The 16,050-nt window shown below is 58.9% G+C and carries 11 protein-coding genes and 2 pseudogenes; 5 read left to right on the forward strand and 8 right to left on the reverse strand.

Annotated elements, in window-relative coordinates; genetic code table 11:
- The first annotated feature begins 278 nt into the window (after nt 1–278).
- A complete protein-coding gene (locus tag NKH28_RS26310) occupies nt 279–1,103 on the forward strand; it encodes an IS4 family transposase (RefSeq protein WP_352980783.1) in 825 nt (274 codons plus the stop codon).
- Nucleotides 1,104–1,270: 167 nt separating this feature from the next.
- Here NKH28_RS26310 and NKH28_RS26315 read toward each other — a convergent pair.
- The 7 genes and pseudogenes from NKH28_RS26315 to NKH28_RS26345 all read right to left on the reverse strand — a co-directional run.
- Nucleotides 1,271–1,408 (reverse strand): annotated as a pseudogene (locus NKH28_RS26315) (transposase); the annotation flags it as partial.
- Nucleotide 1,409: 1 nt separating this feature from the next.
- Nucleotides 1,410–3,524 carry a prolyl oligopeptidase family serine peptidase gene (locus NKH28_RS26320; protein WP_352980769.1) on the reverse strand — a complete coding sequence of 705 codons (2,115 nt, stop codon included), beginning with the start codon at nt 3,522–3,524 and terminating at the stop codon, nt 1,410–1,412.
- 503 nt (nt 3,525–4,027) lie between these two features.
- A complete protein-coding gene (locus NKH28_RS26325) occupies nt 4,028–5,032 on the reverse strand; it encodes an ABC transporter ATP-binding protein (protein ID WP_352980770.1) in 1,005 nt (334 codons plus the stop codon).
- Nucleotides 5,025–6,035 carry an ABC transporter ATP-binding protein gene (locus NKH28_RS26330; RefSeq protein WP_352980771.1) on the reverse strand — a complete coding sequence of 337 codons (1,011 nt, stop codon included), beginning with the start codon at nt 6,033–6,035 and terminating at the stop codon, nt 5,025–5,027. Before NKH28_RS26330 ends, NKH28_RS26325 begins: the two co-directional genes overlap by 8 nt.
- Nucleotides 6,032–6,964, reverse strand: coding sequence for an ABC transporter permease (locus tag NKH28_RS26335; protein WP_352980772.1), 933 nt, complete (start codon nt 6,962–6,964; stop codon nt 6,032–6,034). The genes NKH28_RS26330 and NKH28_RS26335 overlap by 4 nt, the downstream gene beginning before the upstream one ends.
- Nucleotides 6,964–7,953, reverse strand: coding sequence for an ABC transporter permease (locus tag NKH28_RS26340; RefSeq protein WP_352980773.1), 990 nt, complete (start codon nt 7,951–7,953; stop codon nt 6,964–6,966). The genes NKH28_RS26335 and NKH28_RS26340 overlap by 1 nt, the downstream gene beginning before the upstream one ends.
- A 1-nt stretch (nt 7,954) precedes the next feature.
- Nucleotides 7,955–9,628, reverse strand: a complete 1,674-nt coding sequence (locus NKH28_RS26345) for an ABC transporter substrate-binding protein (RefSeq protein WP_352980774.1) — start codon at nt 9,626–9,628, stop codon at nt 7,955–7,957.
- Nucleotides 9,629–10,204: 576 nt separating this feature from the next.
- Between NKH28_RS26345 and NKH28_RS26350 the strand changes: the two are divergent.
- Nucleotides 10,205–10,767 (forward strand): annotated as a pseudogene (locus tag NKH28_RS26350) (ATP-binding protein); the annotation flags it as partial.
- Between the two features lie 647 nt (nt 10,768–11,414).
- Nucleotides 11,415–12,431, forward strand: a complete 1,017-nt coding sequence (locus NKH28_RS26355; protein ID WP_352980775.1) for a D-alanine--D-alanine ligase family protein — start codon at nt 11,415–11,417, stop codon at nt 12,429–12,431.
- A gap of 15 nt (nt 12,432–12,446) precedes the next feature.
- On the opposite strand, the gene NKH28_RS26360 is transcribed toward NKH28_RS26355, so the two are convergent.
- A complete protein-coding gene (locus tag NKH28_RS26360) occupies nt 12,447–12,584 on the reverse strand; it encodes a hypothetical protein (protein ID WP_352980776.1) in 138 nt (45 codons plus the stop codon).
- Between the two features lie 529 nt (nt 12,585–13,113).
- Here NKH28_RS26360 and NKH28_RS26365 point away from each other — a divergent pair.
- Nucleotides 13,114–14,403, forward strand: coding sequence for an aspartate aminotransferase family protein (locus NKH28_RS26365; protein ID WP_352980777.1), 1,290 nt, complete (start codon nt 13,114–13,116; stop codon nt 14,401–14,403).
- 13 nt (nt 14,404–14,416) lie between these two features.
- Nucleotides 14,417–15,520, forward strand: coding sequence for a phosphotransferase (locus tag NKH28_RS26370; protein WP_352980778.1), 1,104 nt, complete (start codon nt 14,417–14,419; stop codon nt 15,518–15,520).
- The last annotated feature ends 530 nt before the right edge of the window (nt 15,521–16,050 follow it).

The raw sequence follows: 16,050 nt of genomic DNA on the forward strand, positions 1-16,050 counted from the left end.
CAAGACCATCAACGCCGGGCGCTACAAGGCCGGGCAGCCCAACGTGCTGACTTTGTGCGGGGTGCTGATGCATTCGAGCCTGGCCGTCACCCTCACCGGCACACCCCTCGGTCTGACGGCGGTGAAGTTCTGGACACGAACGAAATTCAAGGGAACGCTCGCGCTCAAGCGGCACATCAATCCCACGCGCGTGCCGATCGAGACGAAGGAGAGCTACCGCTGGCTGGAGAACCTGCGCCAGTCCATCGCGCTCGTTGGCGCAGCCGAGCGCTGCGTGCATGTTGGTGACCGAGAGAGCGCATCTACGAGCTCTATTGCACCGCGCAGGACCTTGGCACCAGCTTCCTCGTGCGGGTGCAGACGAACAGGCTGGCCGAGCGGCCTGCCGATGCTGCCCCGCACGATCCTGCTCATCGCGTCTTCGCCAACTTGCGGCGGCGCCTTGGGCAGGACGTCATCGCATTACGGTCGATCAGGACGAGACGACCTGCCTGCAGGTGAAGTTCGCCGCCATCAGAACCTTGCCGCCCGTGGGCAAGCAGAAGCGCTACAGTCCGCAGGTTCTGACTTACATCCACGCCCTCGAAGAGGATCCGCCGCCCGGCCGCGAGCCGATCGACTGGAAGCTGGTGACCAACTTGCCGGTCGGCGATCTCTCCGCGGCGGTTGAGAAGCTCGGCTGGTATGCCCTGCGCTGGAAGGCGGAGGTGTTCCATAAGGTCATGAAGTCCGGCTGCCGTGCCGAGGAGGCGAGGCTCGAGACCGCCGAGAGGCTGGCGAAGTTCCTCGCTCTCATCGCGGTGGTCAGCTGGCGCATATTCTTCGTCACAATGTCGGCGCGCGCCAAGCCAGACGCCGCGCCCGACAGCGTTCTCACCTTCGCCGAGATCACTGCGCTCAACCGGATCGACGCGTCCCTAACGCGGCCACGCCTCCAACGGCCCACGCTCGCCGCTTACCTGCTGCAAATCGCCATGCTTGGCAGCTATCTCGCCCGCAAACATGATCCGCCTCCCGGCAACATGGTCGTCTGGCGCGGCATGACCCGCTTGCACGACATCGCCTTCGGCATCTCCATTGGATCAAGCCGACGATGTGGGTAATCGTATGCGTCACCGTAGGGATACCCTTTGGCATAGAGCGCCAGCGGATTGCCAATCGGCATTCAAATTGTCGATCATTTTGGCGACGAGGCCACGCTGCCCATTCGGCGGCGACCTCGAGGAGGCCTTGCCCTGGAGCGGCCGGCGGCCAGAGTCCGTTTTGAAATTCAGGGATGAGGGTTTCCGCGGATAAGCCCCATAGCGACGAGGATCATGGCCTGAGAGACGTCGATGCGCTTTTCGTAGTCGCGCACGAGGCGGCGCCATCTTGTCATCCAGCCGAAGGTGCGCTCGGCAACCCAGCGCTCAGCTGCTTGATCGTCGGAGATGGTCGAGCGCCCAGGCCATGCGAAATGCTCTTTCCTCGGCTACGCCAGGCCCATGAGACGCGCCGCTATGGCCGCCGACCATCCGCATGCGGAAGACCAACTCGGGATCGCGATCGGCAGAACAGGACCGACGCTGCGCCACATAGCGAGCGGGCTGATAATAGAGCACCTGGCCGTCATCGAGCGCGGCGTCGACATATGTCGGCGGAAGTGGACGATCGGCGCTGAGGTTGTAGTAGGGGTCGTAGCTGCGCAGGCACCGATACTCATGGGCGGTGTGGGGATCTCCATACTCCGCCCTTTCCACTAGAGCCCACGGCATTGCGACGTCCATCTCGGTATCCAGAATGTCCGCAAGCGGAACCTCGGCGAGCACGGCGGAGAACAAGTCCGGCCGCAAGGCGGCCGTAGCAAGCACAACCCCGCCGCCGGCGCTCGCTCCCTCAATGACGATCGCGTCGCGGGTGGCGAAACCCTGCTCAACGAGCCCCTCGGCAGCGGCGATCAGATCTGTGTGGGTGGTGCGTTTCCGCTCAGCCATAGCCGCCTCATGCCAGGGGCGGCCGAATTCACCGCCACCACGTACGTGCGCCCAACCGAAAGCAACCCCTCGGTCAAGAAGGCTTAAGAGAGCAGTCATGAATGAAGGCCAAGCTGTGAAAGACGGCCATCTCGATGACCCGTAACAGCCGTAAACGCGGAGTACGACCGGCCCAGGGCTCGTTCGATCGCGCCGCGCAACAAGCGAAATCGGTATCTCGACCGCGTCTTCCGCCTCCGCCATCACAACCTGCGAGACGTATAAATCCGGGTCATACCCTGGTATGTCGGCCCGGTACAAGGTTGCCGAATGGTCGTCGGCGAGGTCGTGCTCGATTACAGCGTCAGGCGTCACAAACGAGCTAATTGAATAAACCAACTTCGAGCTTCGGAACAGATGCCGTGCAACCGAACGCGCCCCCCCTGCAGACAAGCCGACCTTAAGAGTGCAACTTGGCTCGTCGGGAACGATCGTTGTCCCAACACGCCCGCTTCCGTCACGTGAGACCAGGCGAGGATGCAGGCCTTCTCGCTCCAGAACAACCAAGTACCTCTCGAGGACGTGGATTTCCTCGAGTGTCACGCCTGGTCGATGCGGGATGATCTCCTCCCAGGACGACGGTGACGGGTCATCTATCGGCGCGCGAACGAGCCGGCAATAGGGTCCAGCGTCGTCCACTCGAAACAAAAAGCTGTCGCCCCAATGCTCGACATAGATATTGTACCCGAGTTCACGCCTCACAATCCGGCGCCACTTGCCGCTCGCCTCGTCGGCAGGAATACACCACACTTCTGCAGCACCTGTATGAACAGGAGAGGAATAGTCCGAGGTGGCAATCACGTCTAAGAACAACCAGGCGCCGCTATCGGAACGCCGAACTCGTACTTGCGATTGCTCATTGGTTTCCTCGAAGGCTACCTCAGAAATCCCAGTTGCGATATCCAGACGGATAAGCTCATGACATTGTTGTCGGCTAGGTCGCTCCCGCGTGAAAAATAGAGTGTGACCATCCGCGGCCCAAGCTACGATCGCAGCCTTCTTCGAGCCCTGCCAGACGTCTTGGCCGGTCTTCATGTCCCGAACCCTAAGCTCGTAATTCTCGTTCCCGATAACATCGAAGCTGAAGGCCACGTAACGCCCGTCGTCACTCGGCTCGAAGACACCGAGTTTGTAGAAGACCTCCGCACCGGGAATCGCATTCGGGTCAAGAACTTGTTCGGCCGAGCCTCCGGTTACTGGGCGGCGCCACCAAGCCGGATGTGCCAAACCCGGCTCGTGCCTTTGGAAGTACTCGAAAGGCCCAACTTGCAACGCTGGTGGGGTGCCCTCGCGAGGCTGACGTCCTTCGATCTCGGCAATGATCTCCGCCTTAAGCGCTGAAAGGTGAGCTGTGGTTTGCTCTGCGTAGCTGTTCTCGGCTTCCAGATACGCACGGACATCGGGATTCTCCCGGTCGCGGAGCCAACGATACGAGTCGATAGTGACGTCGTCATGAAACACCCGGATCCGTGACTCGGCACGGGGAAGAGGCGGCAGGAGCTTGTCTCGCATCAGACGGCCCTCACCTGAACAACAAGAGCAAGACTTCTGGCCGTGGTTTGCGAACAACTTAGTTTATGCATTAACTTCTCCCTCAGACTGCCGTCAGACGAACACAAGCGCGCACGACAAGCATTCGTGCGGTTCAGTGCCATTTCGATAATGCGTCTCAATTCAACGCCGCTTAGCTCATAATACACAGGCTATGGCTTTCTATATGATCGCGCGGCAGACTCGTCGCTTTGCTGCTCGTTAGCATGCAAGGTTATCTCGGAACCGAAAAGCAAGGAATAAAGATGCCAGCCATCGGGGATCCAGATGATCAGTGTCACTCCAGGGTGCTTGCCATGCTTTGGGTGGGCCAAATGGTGGAGTCAGTAGTTTCGATTTCCAAGGCCACGCGACGAGGCGCTTGATCTCCTCATTGCGACGCCGGTCGGGGACGGCATGATCAACGTTTTCTGCCGAGAAGAGTACCGATGATCCCCGGCAGGAAGCCGTTTGCAATAAATCCGTTACCCTTCACTTCGCCAGCACGCAGACATGTGGCCCGGACTGACTTGGAAGGCCGGCGGCTCTTCAGCTTTGCAGCGCTCGAATGCCAATGGGCAACGCGGATGGAAACGACAGCCTTTCGGCACGCGCGCGGCGCTTGGGACCTCACCCTGCAGGGCCGGCATCTCGGCGCGACCTGCATTGCCGCCGATCTGCGGGGTGGCGTTGCGCAAGGCGATGGTATACGGATGGCGAGGGTTGAATGTGATCTCGCCGGCGCTACCGATCTCGACCAATTTTCCAAGATACAAGACGGCAATCCTGTCAGCGATCAACCAAGCAAGAGGCAGGTCGTGGGTAACGAACAGCAGCGCCATGTTGTGGTTGTCGCGCAGGTCAACTAGCACCTGGAGAATCTGTGCGCGTATTGAGACATCGAGCATCGAGACAGGTTCATCAGCAACGATGAACTCCGGCCTGACGGCAAGTGCTCCGGCAATCACGACCCGCTGGCGCTGCCCGCCAGACAGCTCGTGTGGGAAGCGGGCGAAGAAATCACCGGGAGGATTGAGCCCGGCCGACATTAGAGCTTCGCTGACCCGCTCCGTGAGTTGGGTGGCGTTGTCGACCAGCCGCAGTGACCTCAACGGCTCCGCCACGATATCGAACACGGTGTGTCGCGGATTAAGCGCCTGATAGGCGTCCTGGAAGATCATTTGAACGCGATGGCGGTAAGGACGCAAGGCCGAGGCGCCTTGAACCGACGTCATGTCGCGGCCTTCGAACAACATGCTGCCGCCAGTTGGCTGGGCGAGCTTGGTGATGACGCGGCCTACAGTCGTTTTGCCACTTCCCGATTCGCCGACCAGGGCGACGATCTCTCCGCGCCCGACGTTGAGGTCGATCCCGTCCACCGCGCGCACGGCGCCGGCAGGGCGGCCCAGGATACGGTCGAACAGCCCGCTCTGGAGAGGAAAATGGACCTGCAGGCTCTCAAGACGCAGGAGATCGGCGGTGTCAGGCATGAGCTGCGACCTTACCTTCTTGCGAGGACCGGTAAAGGTGACAGGCGACGCGTCCCCGCCCGAATTGATCGAGGCTGGGGACTTCGGTGGCGCAAACCGCCATCACCGACGGGCAACGCGGGTGGAAGGCGCAGCCCGACGGGCGATTCACCAAATTGGGGGGATCACCGGGTATTGGCCGGATCATCTTTTTGCCGTTCGCCGGGTTCGGGATCGAGTCTATCAGCAGTCTGGTGTAGGGATGTTTGGGCTGGGCGAAGATCTCGGCGACAGTGCCATCCTCGACGATGCGGCCCGCGTACATGATCATTACGCGATCACAAGCCTCAGCCACCACAGAAAGGTCATGGGTTATCAAAATCAGCGCAAGATTAAGTTGCGATCGCAATTCCCCCAGCAGCTTCAGGAGCTGAGCTTGAGTGATGACGTCGAGCGCCGTGGTCGGCTCATCGCCGACGACGATCGAGGGGCGACATGCGAGCGCCATGGCAATCATCACCCTTTGACGCATGCCGCCCGACAACTCGTGCGGATAGGCCGAACCGCGATCCGCCGGAATGCCGACAAGTCCGAGCAGCTCCTTTGCTCGTGCGATTGCGTCAGCCTTCGGCATCCCGAGCTTCAGCATGCATGGCTCGGCGATCTGCTTGATGACGCGGTGAACAGGATTGAGCGCATTCATCGCGCCCTGGAAGACAACTGACGTTTCGCACCAGCGATGTGGCCGCATCGCCGCATCATCGTCGATCGGCAGTCGGTTACCGCGATAGAGCACCTCGCCACTGCTGACCCGCGCGTTGGGTGACAGCAGACCCGCGACCGCCATGGCGGTCGTGGTCTTTCCGCTGCCCGATTCTCCGACGAGGCCAACGGCCTCTCCGGCTCGGAGCGCGAAGCTCACGCTGTCGATGGCACGCGATGAAACGCCCTTGAGCCCATAGTCGACAGAGAGCCCGATGACTTCCAGACGCGGAGCTTTCTCCTGAGAGGAGGAGTTTGTCATGGAATAACCCTCCGCCGTGGATTGAACGTGTCGTCGAGAGCATTGCCAATCAGGACGAAGCTCAGGGAAACCGTGAGAACGCACACTCCGGGGGCACCGAGATACCACCAGGATCCAGCACTGGCCGCGCCGGCGCGCTGAGCCTGTGAAAGCAAAGTGCCCCATGAAGGCTGCAAGGGGTCGCCAAGCCCGAGGAACGAAAGCGACGTCTCGACATAAATTGCGCCGGCGACGACCAGAGCACCATTGGCCGCAATTTGCGGCACTAGATTGGGCAGGATGTGCCGCATCATGATGCTGAAATTACTGCTGCCCACAACGCGCGCACGATCAATGAATGTTCGCTCCTTAAGCGACAGTGTCTGGCTGCGAACGACACGGGCGACGAACGCCCAGCTTGTCATGCCGATAACGACAAGGATCACGAAAAGCGAAGGACGAAACCCGAGGATGTCTCCGCCGCGCCCCATCACCTCGAGAACCACGGGCGTGATGACCAGCGCCAGCACGAAGGACGGCATGACGAAAAAGAAGTCCGTCAAGCGCATCAGCCAGACGTCAACCCAGCCACCAAAGTAGCCAGCCGTCATACCGATCGTGGTTCCGACGACGAGGCTGATCACAGTCGCCAGTAGCGCAATCGTAAGCGAGATCCGGGCACCATGGACGACCAGATTGAGCACGTCCCGCCCGACTTCGTCCGTGCCGAGCAGATGCTCGCCTGATGGGGGTACGAGGAAATCGCCGGTTGCATTGATCGCAGTCTGAAGCGGTCCCACCAGAATATTGGGCATTGCTGCCACAACAACAAAGAACACCAGACATACGAGGCCCACCTGAGTGCCGCCGTAGCTGAGAAATTGACGCAGAAAGCTTTTGATCGCTTGGCACCGACCCCGTGGAGAATATTGAACAGTACCGTCACTCATTATTGTACTCTTGGATCAAGAAGGCCGTAGGCAAGATCGGCGACGAGGTTCGTGACAACGATCGAGGCCCCGAGCAAGAGGAATATGCCTTGAAGAACTGGGTAATCTCTTGCGTTGAGCGCTTCCACTGTCAGCGCGCCGATGCCCGGCCAGGCGAATACAGCTTCGACTGTGATAGCGCCGGCGACTACGTAACCAAGGTTGAGGGTAATCAAGGTCACGACCGGCAGCATTGCATTGCGAAATGCATGCCGCATCAACATCTGACCACTGGTCAGCCCTTTGGCCCGTGCGGTTATCATGTAATCCTCGGTGACAACATCGCTCATCGCGGCACGTGCGACCACGACGTATTGACCGATCAGTCCAAGGGATACCGCGATGACCGGGAGCGCGAGATGCCGTAGGTGATCGAGCAACGAGTCAACATAATCCGTGCTAGCGCCGGGTGTATACAGACCATAGCCCGGAAGCCATCCCAAAATCGTGCTAAAGATCACCACCAATAACATAGCAAGCCAGAACGACGGCGTGGAGTAGAGCGCAAGGGAAACCCCTGTAGCAATATGGTCGACAGCTCCTCCTCGACGCCAACCCGCATAGAGGCCAAGCATAACCCCGCTTAGAATGGCGATAAGCTGGGCCAAGCCGACCAGAGCGATAGTTGCTGGCAAGCGCTCCACAATCAGGCCAGCGACAGGCCTGCCCCTGAACTTGAAACTATAACCCAGATCGCCATGGATGGTTGCCGACAAGTAGTCGACCACCTGGTCAGGGAACAGCGGCCTATTAAGACCCCACTTCTGGCTTTGGGACTCGATCTGCTCAGCAGTCACGCTAGTTCGTGCGCCGCCGAGCAGCAACTCGGCAGGATCGCCGGGAATGACCCTGAATAGGATGAAGTTCAGAGTCGCCACCATCAGAAGGGTAAAGACAGCCCTACCAAGGGTACGCCCGAAATATTGGCTCCTCCGGTTTGCAAATCCCATGTTAGCCGGTCACTGGCCGCAACCGGTCGAGCGGAAAATAGGTCCAATCCGACACGGAATCCTGCGTTCCCCAGCCTTGGAAACAATCCTTGCGATAGGCCGTGACTGATAGGGGGTGACTCAGCATGATAAATGGCGCTTGAGTATAAATGAGGCGTGCCGCCTGATCGACCAGTTCCTGGCTCTTCTTGAGGTTGACGGTTCCATCTACCTCCAAAACGTACTTGTCGAAATCCCCGTTCGTCCAATAAGATTTGTTCTGCAAGCCGACGGTCTTGCTACTCCCCATGCTAAGCAGGTCGTGAGGCGAGGAGGACTGCCAGTCACTGGCGACAAGCAAATCCCAGCCTCCGCCCCCGTCCGCCGGTGCTTTGGTCCGGGCGGTGAGCGCACCGGTGTCGAACTGGGTCACCGACACGGAAATGCCAATTTGTCCCAACCAGCCTGCTATAAGCTGTACCGCTGCGATTGGAATTTCGCCCATGCCAGAAAGCTTTCCTGTAATTAGTTCAAGCTGGAATTTATTTCCATCCTTATCCTCCCGTATACCGTCGCCGTCCGCGTCCGGATATCCGGCGGCGTCGAGGCGACGACCCGCCTCGGTTAAATCGAAGCGGCGCCTGATGTCAGCCAGGTCGGAGTAAAAATCCGTCGCAATAGGCATGACAATGCCGACACCTGGATCGGCGTTCCCTTGATAAGCTCGATCTACTATGGCTTTCTGGTCAATCGCATAGCCAACCGCATCCCGAAATGCCGGATCCTGCAGAGCCTTGGTGCTGCCCCCTCCTTTGCCAGAAGCGGTGTTGAAGGCAAGATAATCGCGCTGCTCGTTACGCCCGTGACCAATCACGATGTTGGGATCCTTGGAGAGATCGGCGACTTGACCAGCTGTCAGGCCCCAACCCCAGTCAAGGCTGCCGCTCTTCAAACCTTGGGCAACTGAATCAATTGTCGCGAAGTACTGAATAATCATGCCTGCCGTTTTTGGCTGCCCTGTACGGAAATATGGATTTGGCGTGAGGCGCGTAAACTGGCCTTGCTGAAACTCGGCAACGATCATAGGCCCAGTTCCGACCAGCGGCGGGTCATTGCGGAAAGTGCTGCGCGCTTCCACGTAGCTGATGTCCTTCCAGATGTGCTCCGGGACCATTAGAAGCCAATTGTCAATTGGCCAGCGCGTGGGAGCCTTGGTCACAATCTGCAAAGTCTCGTCATCAATGGCCGCAATAGATGCTATTTGATCCATGCCGTTAGTGCTGTTTGAGCCAACATTCAGTTCGTCTGGCTTGCCTATGGAGCCGAGCAGATAGTTGTAGGTGAACGCGGCGTCTCTTGCGGTGGCGGGTTGGCCGTCCGACCACTTCATGCCAGGCCAAATCTTGAACGTCCACGTGAGGTTGTCGTCAGCAACGGACCATGATTTGGCAAATCCCTTCCGATCGTCGTGGCGCTGGGCGTCCACGCCAACGAGGGTATCATAGGTGAAGACTAGCGGCCATTGCGCGCCCCGGGATGCAAACGGATTAAGGGAGTCGGGATTAGTACCTGAAAGGCGGACAATATGATCGTCGCAAGACGAGGCCGATGCCTTGGACCGTAGCATAAAAGGCGCCGCAGCCGCTCCCAACACAAGGGCCTTCGTAAGCGCGCGTCGGTTGAGGTACGAATGCATTCTTTTCTCCCCGTTAGCTTAGGCCGCGCCGTTTCGCTGTTTGCAGCGCCAATTCCCGCACTGGTGCCCCACACTAGCGATTGTGGTGCCGCGGTATCATTTTTCTAGATTGAAGCTACGTTGCTGATTCCTGGCAGGCAAATATTGAATCGATATCACAGCCATCCAAGAATTAGATGGCGCCTCTCGCATCGTCTTTACCGGTGACAACTCGAGGCCTTTGGTCCGGTGGCAGGTATGCCGCCAAAGCGGATTTCTCTGCTTATTGGGTCCTCCTGCGTTCCCGTGACCAAAATCACGGAGTCGTCGGCATAGCGCACCGGTAGGAACAGACAGCGACAGTTTTCCGGTCGGTGTCCCGCGCACTCTTTGCCGCCGTTAACCCGTCGCTTTCGTGGCGGGCCTGGGTCTCGGTGCGGAGATACACCGTTCATACCGCTCTTGATCGCGCTAAGCACACGATGTTGCGACCAACGTGAGAGTATCCCGCCTTGAGGGGTGCCCGCATCTGTGTGAAGGACTGCTCCTCCGACAGCTCACCGGCTTGGCCCTTCTCCTCGATCACAGGCGACCTATCGCAATGACCGGCGCCTTGCGCTTCGCCTTCGGTATCCCCGGCAACGCCACCATGCCGTGCCCGAGGACGTCGATTACCGTGCCGCACGCGGTCTCAATGATAGGCTGTTCGACAGGCTGCTCAAGGGCGACGGGCTCGCGGCCCATGAGAGAGCTTGGCCATCATCGGGCTAGCCGGCGTCGGGAAGAGTTGGTTTGCCTGCGCCATCGGCCACAAGGCTTGCCGTGACAACGCTCGGTACTCTACACCCGGCTGCCGCGCCTAATCGATTACCTGTCCCTGGCCAAGGGCGATGGCCGCATCGCCGCGCCCATGAAAAGCCTCGCCAGGGTCGATCTCCTTATCCTCGACGATTGGGGGCTTGAGCCGCTCGACGACAATGCCCGCCACCACCTGCTCGAAATCCTCGAAGATCGGTACGGCGTCGCTCAACGCTGGTGTCCAGCCAGCTCCCGGTGGCCCGTTGGTTCGACATCGGGAACCCCAGCTAGCCGATGCTGTCCCCGATCGTCTCATTCACAACGCTCTCCGGCTCGAACTCAGCGGCGAATCCATGCGCAGGGGCTCTCATCTCCGCTGCCGCTTGACCGAACCGCAAACACGGTCACATCTTGACCGACGATCAGGTGCTCCACCTGCGCGGCATCACTTCGGAATGCCGGGCGCGATCAAATCGGAACGGTGCGCGCGATCGTCAGAATCCGCAAGAGCTTCGCAGCCATCATCAATCTCGAAGCTGCCGTCATAAATCACCTGAATCTCGACAAGCCTTAGTTCGATGACGACATTCTGTGCCCAGAACCAGACATCCCTAGGCGCTGCTAGTATTAAGCTGGCCGAGGGTGCCCCTCATTTTTGTGCTCCTTGCTCGCGACACCTTTCGTGGCATGCCAATTGCGAGGGCATCACCAGAGACCTGTTCCGACAGTGGCCGTCGCGCTGTTTTCAAACCCAGGAGGTCACATGACACTCACCCACGCAATACTGGCTGCGCATCCCGTGGGACGCGCCAGCGGTGCTGGGGCTGCCAGCGGACCGGCAGCATCTTGCGTCCGGCAGCAACCTTCAGTCCGCAGTGCACATAGTGCTGATGACACTGTTCATCAGCCTTCTAACAGGCTGGTCTGTAGTGCTCGCGCAGGTAATCGGGGCACCGCGCAAATCCGAGCGAGTCACCGTCCCACCGATCAAACATCAAAGGAGTAGCTCATGCGAGTAGCCGTTGTTACGAACAGAGACGTTACGGGCGTGATTAACCGGTTCGGCCAGCCTTTGCCGCAGCCGCCGGAGCCTTTGACGGAGTGGCAATGCGATAGTGTGGTGCCGGCGCTGCAAGAAGGCGGCCACGAGGTGCTGCTGTGCGAGGGTGATAAAGGCATGCTAACTACGCTTGAGCGGTTCATGCCACCCGATTCGCAAGGTCGCCCTTCAGGATTTGTCTTCAACTTGGCGTGTGGAATTCAGGGCGAGTCCCGTTTCTCCCACGTTCCTGCCATGCTCGAGATGGCCGGCGTTCCCTACATAGGAGCGAGCCCGCTCGGACATGAGCTTGCTAACGATAAGGTCGTCACCAAGATACTCATCCGCGACCGCGGTGTGCCGACGCCGAAATTTCGAGTGATGCATCGAGGCGATGAGAATACTGGCGACCTGAGATTTCCAGTGGTAGTGAAGCCGCCTCGTGAAGGTGACAGCATCGGATTGCAGCTCGTCCATGAACCTGCTGAGCTAAAGCTGGCCGTAGAAGTGATTGTCGAGCAGTATGCGCAGGAGGCGCTCGTTGAAGAATACATAGAGGGGCGGGAAATCACCGTTTCTCTGCTTGGCAACGGAGAACTCGAGGTATTGCCCCTTGTGGAGCAGGACTTTGGCGACCGCGCAACGCGTCTTATGACTTTTGAAGCGAAGTTCGTCGCGGCTGAGAAGGCGTCGAAGATTTGCCCGGCACAGATCGAGAGCGGGCTTGCTACGGTCTTGCGGGATATTTCGATTGCGACATTCCGCGCCTGCAAATGCCGGGACTATGCCCGCGTCGACATCCGGATCGACCGCTCCGGCCAGCCTTTTGTCCTAGAGATCAGCGCCAATCCCTGTCTCACAAAGGGCTCATCGTATTGCGTGGCCGCGAGCACGGCCGGATACAGCTACTCAAGCTTGATCAACCGCATCCTGGATATCGCCCACACGCGGTATTTCGGAACCGCTATCCCCCAAGGCCGAACATGACTTTGCGCCTTCCGCCTAGGGCCAGATGAAGCGGCCGGGTCTCTCCGGCCCGACGTCAGCTTCGCGCCGAGTGACGGCGATCAGCATCGCGGCTTGAAGGTCTTGATCGGCCCGCCAGAAGCAGACCTCGACGGCTTCAGGCACCCTGAGCATTCGCCCATCTCACGATGGGTGTGCTTGAACCGCGACTAACCCTCGCGTAGCCTACGCCAGGGGTGTTGGGGGGGCGGGTGACGGATCCGGTGACGGATCCGGTCGTAGGGTATGAGCGCAGCGCGCTGGCGAATGGCGCCGGCGCATCGTGGCCGACCCGCGCCGCGCCTGACGCCTGCTCGCGCAGCTCCGGCCACCACCGCGCATGCCGTCATCTCGTCGCAAGAAGACACCAATCTGCAAACTGAATTGGACGCCCGCAACCAGCCGCTGTCTACTGCCGATCGAGGACATGGCACCGATTGCAGATGCTAGGACACTCGAAATGGACGCTTGGTTTTTTCGAGGTACTTACCGCTGTGATTGCAAAACCTCACGTCCAGGTTAAATTTGTCAATGTTATGCGAAGCGTTGCTCTTTTTTACCAGATAAAAGCGGAACTGACGAAAACTCTGGCGGTTTTCTTTAATAGTTCCCTCTCAAAGCGGAGATGAGCGCGCCCCATCCCAAGTTGATAAGCACGAGTGGTATGAGCGAACTGCCTGAACGACTCCAAGATATCATCCGACGCCGGGACAGGGTGCTCGGTCCTGGCTACCAGTTTTCCGAGACGATTCCAGTGGAGTTTGTCTCGGGTTTTGGTGCCCACCTGATAGACAGCGACGGCAATGACTATCTCGATGCATTTAACAACGTTCAGGGCGTCGGCCACGCGCACGGACACGTTGCCGACGCCGTTGCCCGCCAGATTGCCACAGTCAACACGGATACACGCTACCCGCAGGAAGCGTTGGTCGCCTATGCTGAACGGCTACTTGCAACATTTCCAGCTCAGCTGTCGAAGTTGAGCTTGCCCTGCACTGGGTCCGAAGCGAATGATCTCGCAATTCGGGTCGCGAGGTTCCATACGGGCGGCGAGGGTATCATAGTTACCCGTTGGGCGTTTCACGGTCGCACGCGTGAAGTCGCCAGTTTTTCTCCAATGCTAGGCGCAGGATCCCCACTCGGTCCAAACGTCCGACTTGTTAACGCTCCTGACCCCAGGCTCTGCGGACCCGGACAATCCCTCGGAAATTATATGCGGGATCAAGTGCGTTCCGCGATTCTTGATCTCCAACGGCACGGATACAGGCTGGCAGCCCTGATTGCCGATTCTGCGTTCACCTCCGACGGCATCTTTACTCACCCTCCCGGCTTCGTGCAGGGAATGGTCGACGAAGTTCATGCCGCTGGAGGCCTTCACATTGCTGATGAGGTTCAATCCGGGTTCGCTCAGCTCGGAGATTCGATGTGGGGGTTCAGTCGGCACGGCGTGGTTCCCGATATCGTCACGATGGGCAAGGCGATTGGGAACGGTTTTCCTATCTCTGGCGTCGCCTTCCGCCCGGAGGTATCTGACGAATTCGGACGGAAAGTCAGCTACTTCAACACACTGGGCGGCCGGTCGCTTTCTATAGCTGCGGCGTCCGCAGTGCTCGATGTGTTCGACCAGGAGAATGTTCGTGAACGCGTCGCCGTAAACGGAGCGACCCTGCGGGCCGGGCTTGACACGCTGACGCGGGATTCTCCTTATGTTGCGGAGATCCGAGGCAGCGGCCTGTACCTTGGTGTCGAGATCGTCAAGGATAGAGAGACGCTCGAGCCCGATCCTATTCGTTGTGAAAGCATCATCAAGGATCTTCGCGACCGTCGTGTTCTGATCAGCCGGACCGGACCCGCAGGTAACGTTTTGAAAGTTCGTCCTCCGGTAGCTTTTACCACTGCTGATGTGTCCCGACTCCTTGAGACCTTCGCCATCGTAGCGAAGCAGCGGCTCTAGAAGGCTTAGCAACATGAACAAATTACCTGACGCGCTGCAACGACTCCTTGAGGAGAGCAGCCTCCTCTCGTCAAGCCAATCTATCGACTCCTTGCTGCTGAACAACATGCTTGAAAGGCACTACGGGCTCAGCGGGCAGATTGAACGATTGGGAAGTGAAAAGGGTCATACGTTTAGGCTTAAAGCCAAAGAGAACGAATACCTCGTAAAGGTGTCACCGTCCGACGAGCCTGAACCAGTTACGGGTTTGCAGATTGCGGCGATGCGCTTTCTGGATGATACCGCTCACGCCTTGCCGGTCCAGCGGATCAAGCCCACCATTGACCGAAGGGATAGCGTTCCAATCAACTTGAAGGATGGAACTTGTCGAACGCTCAGCGTCTTCTGCTTCCTCGAAGGCCTACTATGGGAGCAAATGGATGCCGACATTGAGCAGTTAACCGAGGCGGGAGACATGCTAGGGCGACTAAACGTTGCGCTCCGGTCATTTAGGCATCCAGCTGCCGCGCGCAGCTTAGTTTACGACATTAGACATTTTCACCGTTGGGCGGGACTTGTCGAGTACGCGCCAGAACCAATTCACCGAAAGCTGGCTCAACGAGTCTTCAAGCTGTTCGAAGAAGTGCTGCTGTCGAGGTTGCCTGGCCTTGAAATGCAAGTGATCCACGGTGACTACGCTCCCAACAATGTCGTCGTGGATCCCGACAATGATCTCTTCGTGAAGGCTATCCTTGACTTTGGTGACGCTGTCCATAGCGCGGTGATCTTTGACCCCGCCAATACGGTTGCGCACCTAATCGGTCGCACTCCGGATCACCCTTGGCGGGAGGCCTTTACCTTTGTGGCCGGGTACGAGCAGAGCCGGCCGATAGATGAGTCAGAACTTCCACTTTTGCCAGTTGCGGCTCTTGCGCGGCTCACCATGCTCGCGTTGATCAGGTACTGGAAGGCTGAACGCGCACCGGACCAGAGCGAGGAGCTACTTGCTAGTGCCGCGTATTACTGGGAGAACCTAGAGCGGGCCATGGGCGTACCAATGGAGGACGTCATCGCGCAATTCTGCCACCGCGCCGGTGATCCTGGTACTCTTATGACCGTGGTCAAGAGTGATGGATGAACTTTTCCGCCCCATGTCCTTTGTCACAGGTTGTCCTTCGTTGATCGGCAGCACGGGGACGGGATGGGGCCCTTGAGACGACGGTTGATCCAGCTCTTATCCGCGGGTTGGTTACCGCACTTCCGTAATTCGTCTTGGGCTTTCCCTGTCTAGTTGTCGGGCGTTGGGGATGATGGCCCCAGCCACATAGTACCACACGGGAATTCCCCACCGTGGCCACATCCCGTCGCCGTGCTGCCCGGTTTTTCCGCCGGGAAATCCGGCGCGGGCAGAGCTCTCAATCCGGCGGGGTCCGCGCCGGGCCCGCGCTTGCCGGGGTCCCGATCTTCAATGCAGGAGCGCACTGCATCTCAACGCACCGGTTCGACCTGGTGACCGGTGGCCCACAGTAACGCCGCCATCTCTCGCGCGATCGCCGCAAAGATAATGTGCTGAAGGTTCTGCAAAAAGTTTTGGAGAGAGAACGGGGCTTGCTCTGAGGGGCGAGCGGCCATGGCACGGTGGTGACGTTGCGATCACCGATTCCCGTG

Source organism: Mesorhizobium sp. M1227, assembly GCF_040318315.1.
Classification (GTDB): Bacteria; Pseudomonadota; Alphaproteobacteria; order Rhizobiales; family Rhizobiaceae; genus Mesorhizobium.

Coding starts and splice junctions, on each gene's coding strand:
- NKH28_RS26310 (WP_352980783.1), top strand. CDS start 279: ATGTTGGTGACCGAGAGAGCGCATCTACGAGCTCTATTGCACCGCGCA.
- NKH28_RS26320 (WP_352980769.1), bottom strand. CDS start 3,524: ATGCGAGACAAGCTCCTGCCGCCTCTTCCCCGTGCCGAGTCACGGATC.
- NKH28_RS26325 (WP_352980770.1), bottom strand. CDS start 5,032: ATGCCTGACACCGCCGATCTCCTGCGTCTTGAGAGCCTGCAGGTCCAT.
- NKH28_RS26330 (WP_352980771.1), bottom strand. CDS start 6,035: ATGACAAACTCCTCCTCTCAGGAGAAAGCTCCGCGTCTGGAAGTCATC.
- NKH28_RS26335 (WP_352980772.1), bottom strand. CDS start 6,964: ATGAGTGACGGTACTGTTCAATATTCTCCACGGGGTCGGTGCCAAGCG.
- NKH28_RS26340 (WP_352980773.1), bottom strand. CDS start 7,953: ATGGGATTTGCAAACCGGAGGAGCCAATATTTCGGGCGTACCCTTGGT.
- NKH28_RS26345 (WP_352980774.1), bottom strand. CDS start 9,628: ATGCATTCGTACCTCAACCGACGCGCGCTTACGAAGGCCCTTGTGTTG.
- NKH28_RS26355 (WP_352980775.1), top strand. CDS start 11,415: ATGCGAGTAGCCGTTGTTACGAACAGAGACGTTACGGGCGTGATTAAC.
- NKH28_RS26360 (WP_352980776.1), bottom strand. CDS start 12,584: ATGCTCAGGGTGCCTGAAGCCGTCGAGGTCTGCTTCTGGCGGGCCGAT.
- NKH28_RS26365 (WP_352980777.1), top strand. CDS start 13,114: ATGAGCGAACTGCCTGAACGACTCCAAGATATCATCCGACGCCGGGAC.
- NKH28_RS26370 (WP_352980778.1), top strand. CDS start 14,417: ATGAACAAATTACCTGACGCGCTGCAACGACTCCTTGAGGAGAGCAGC.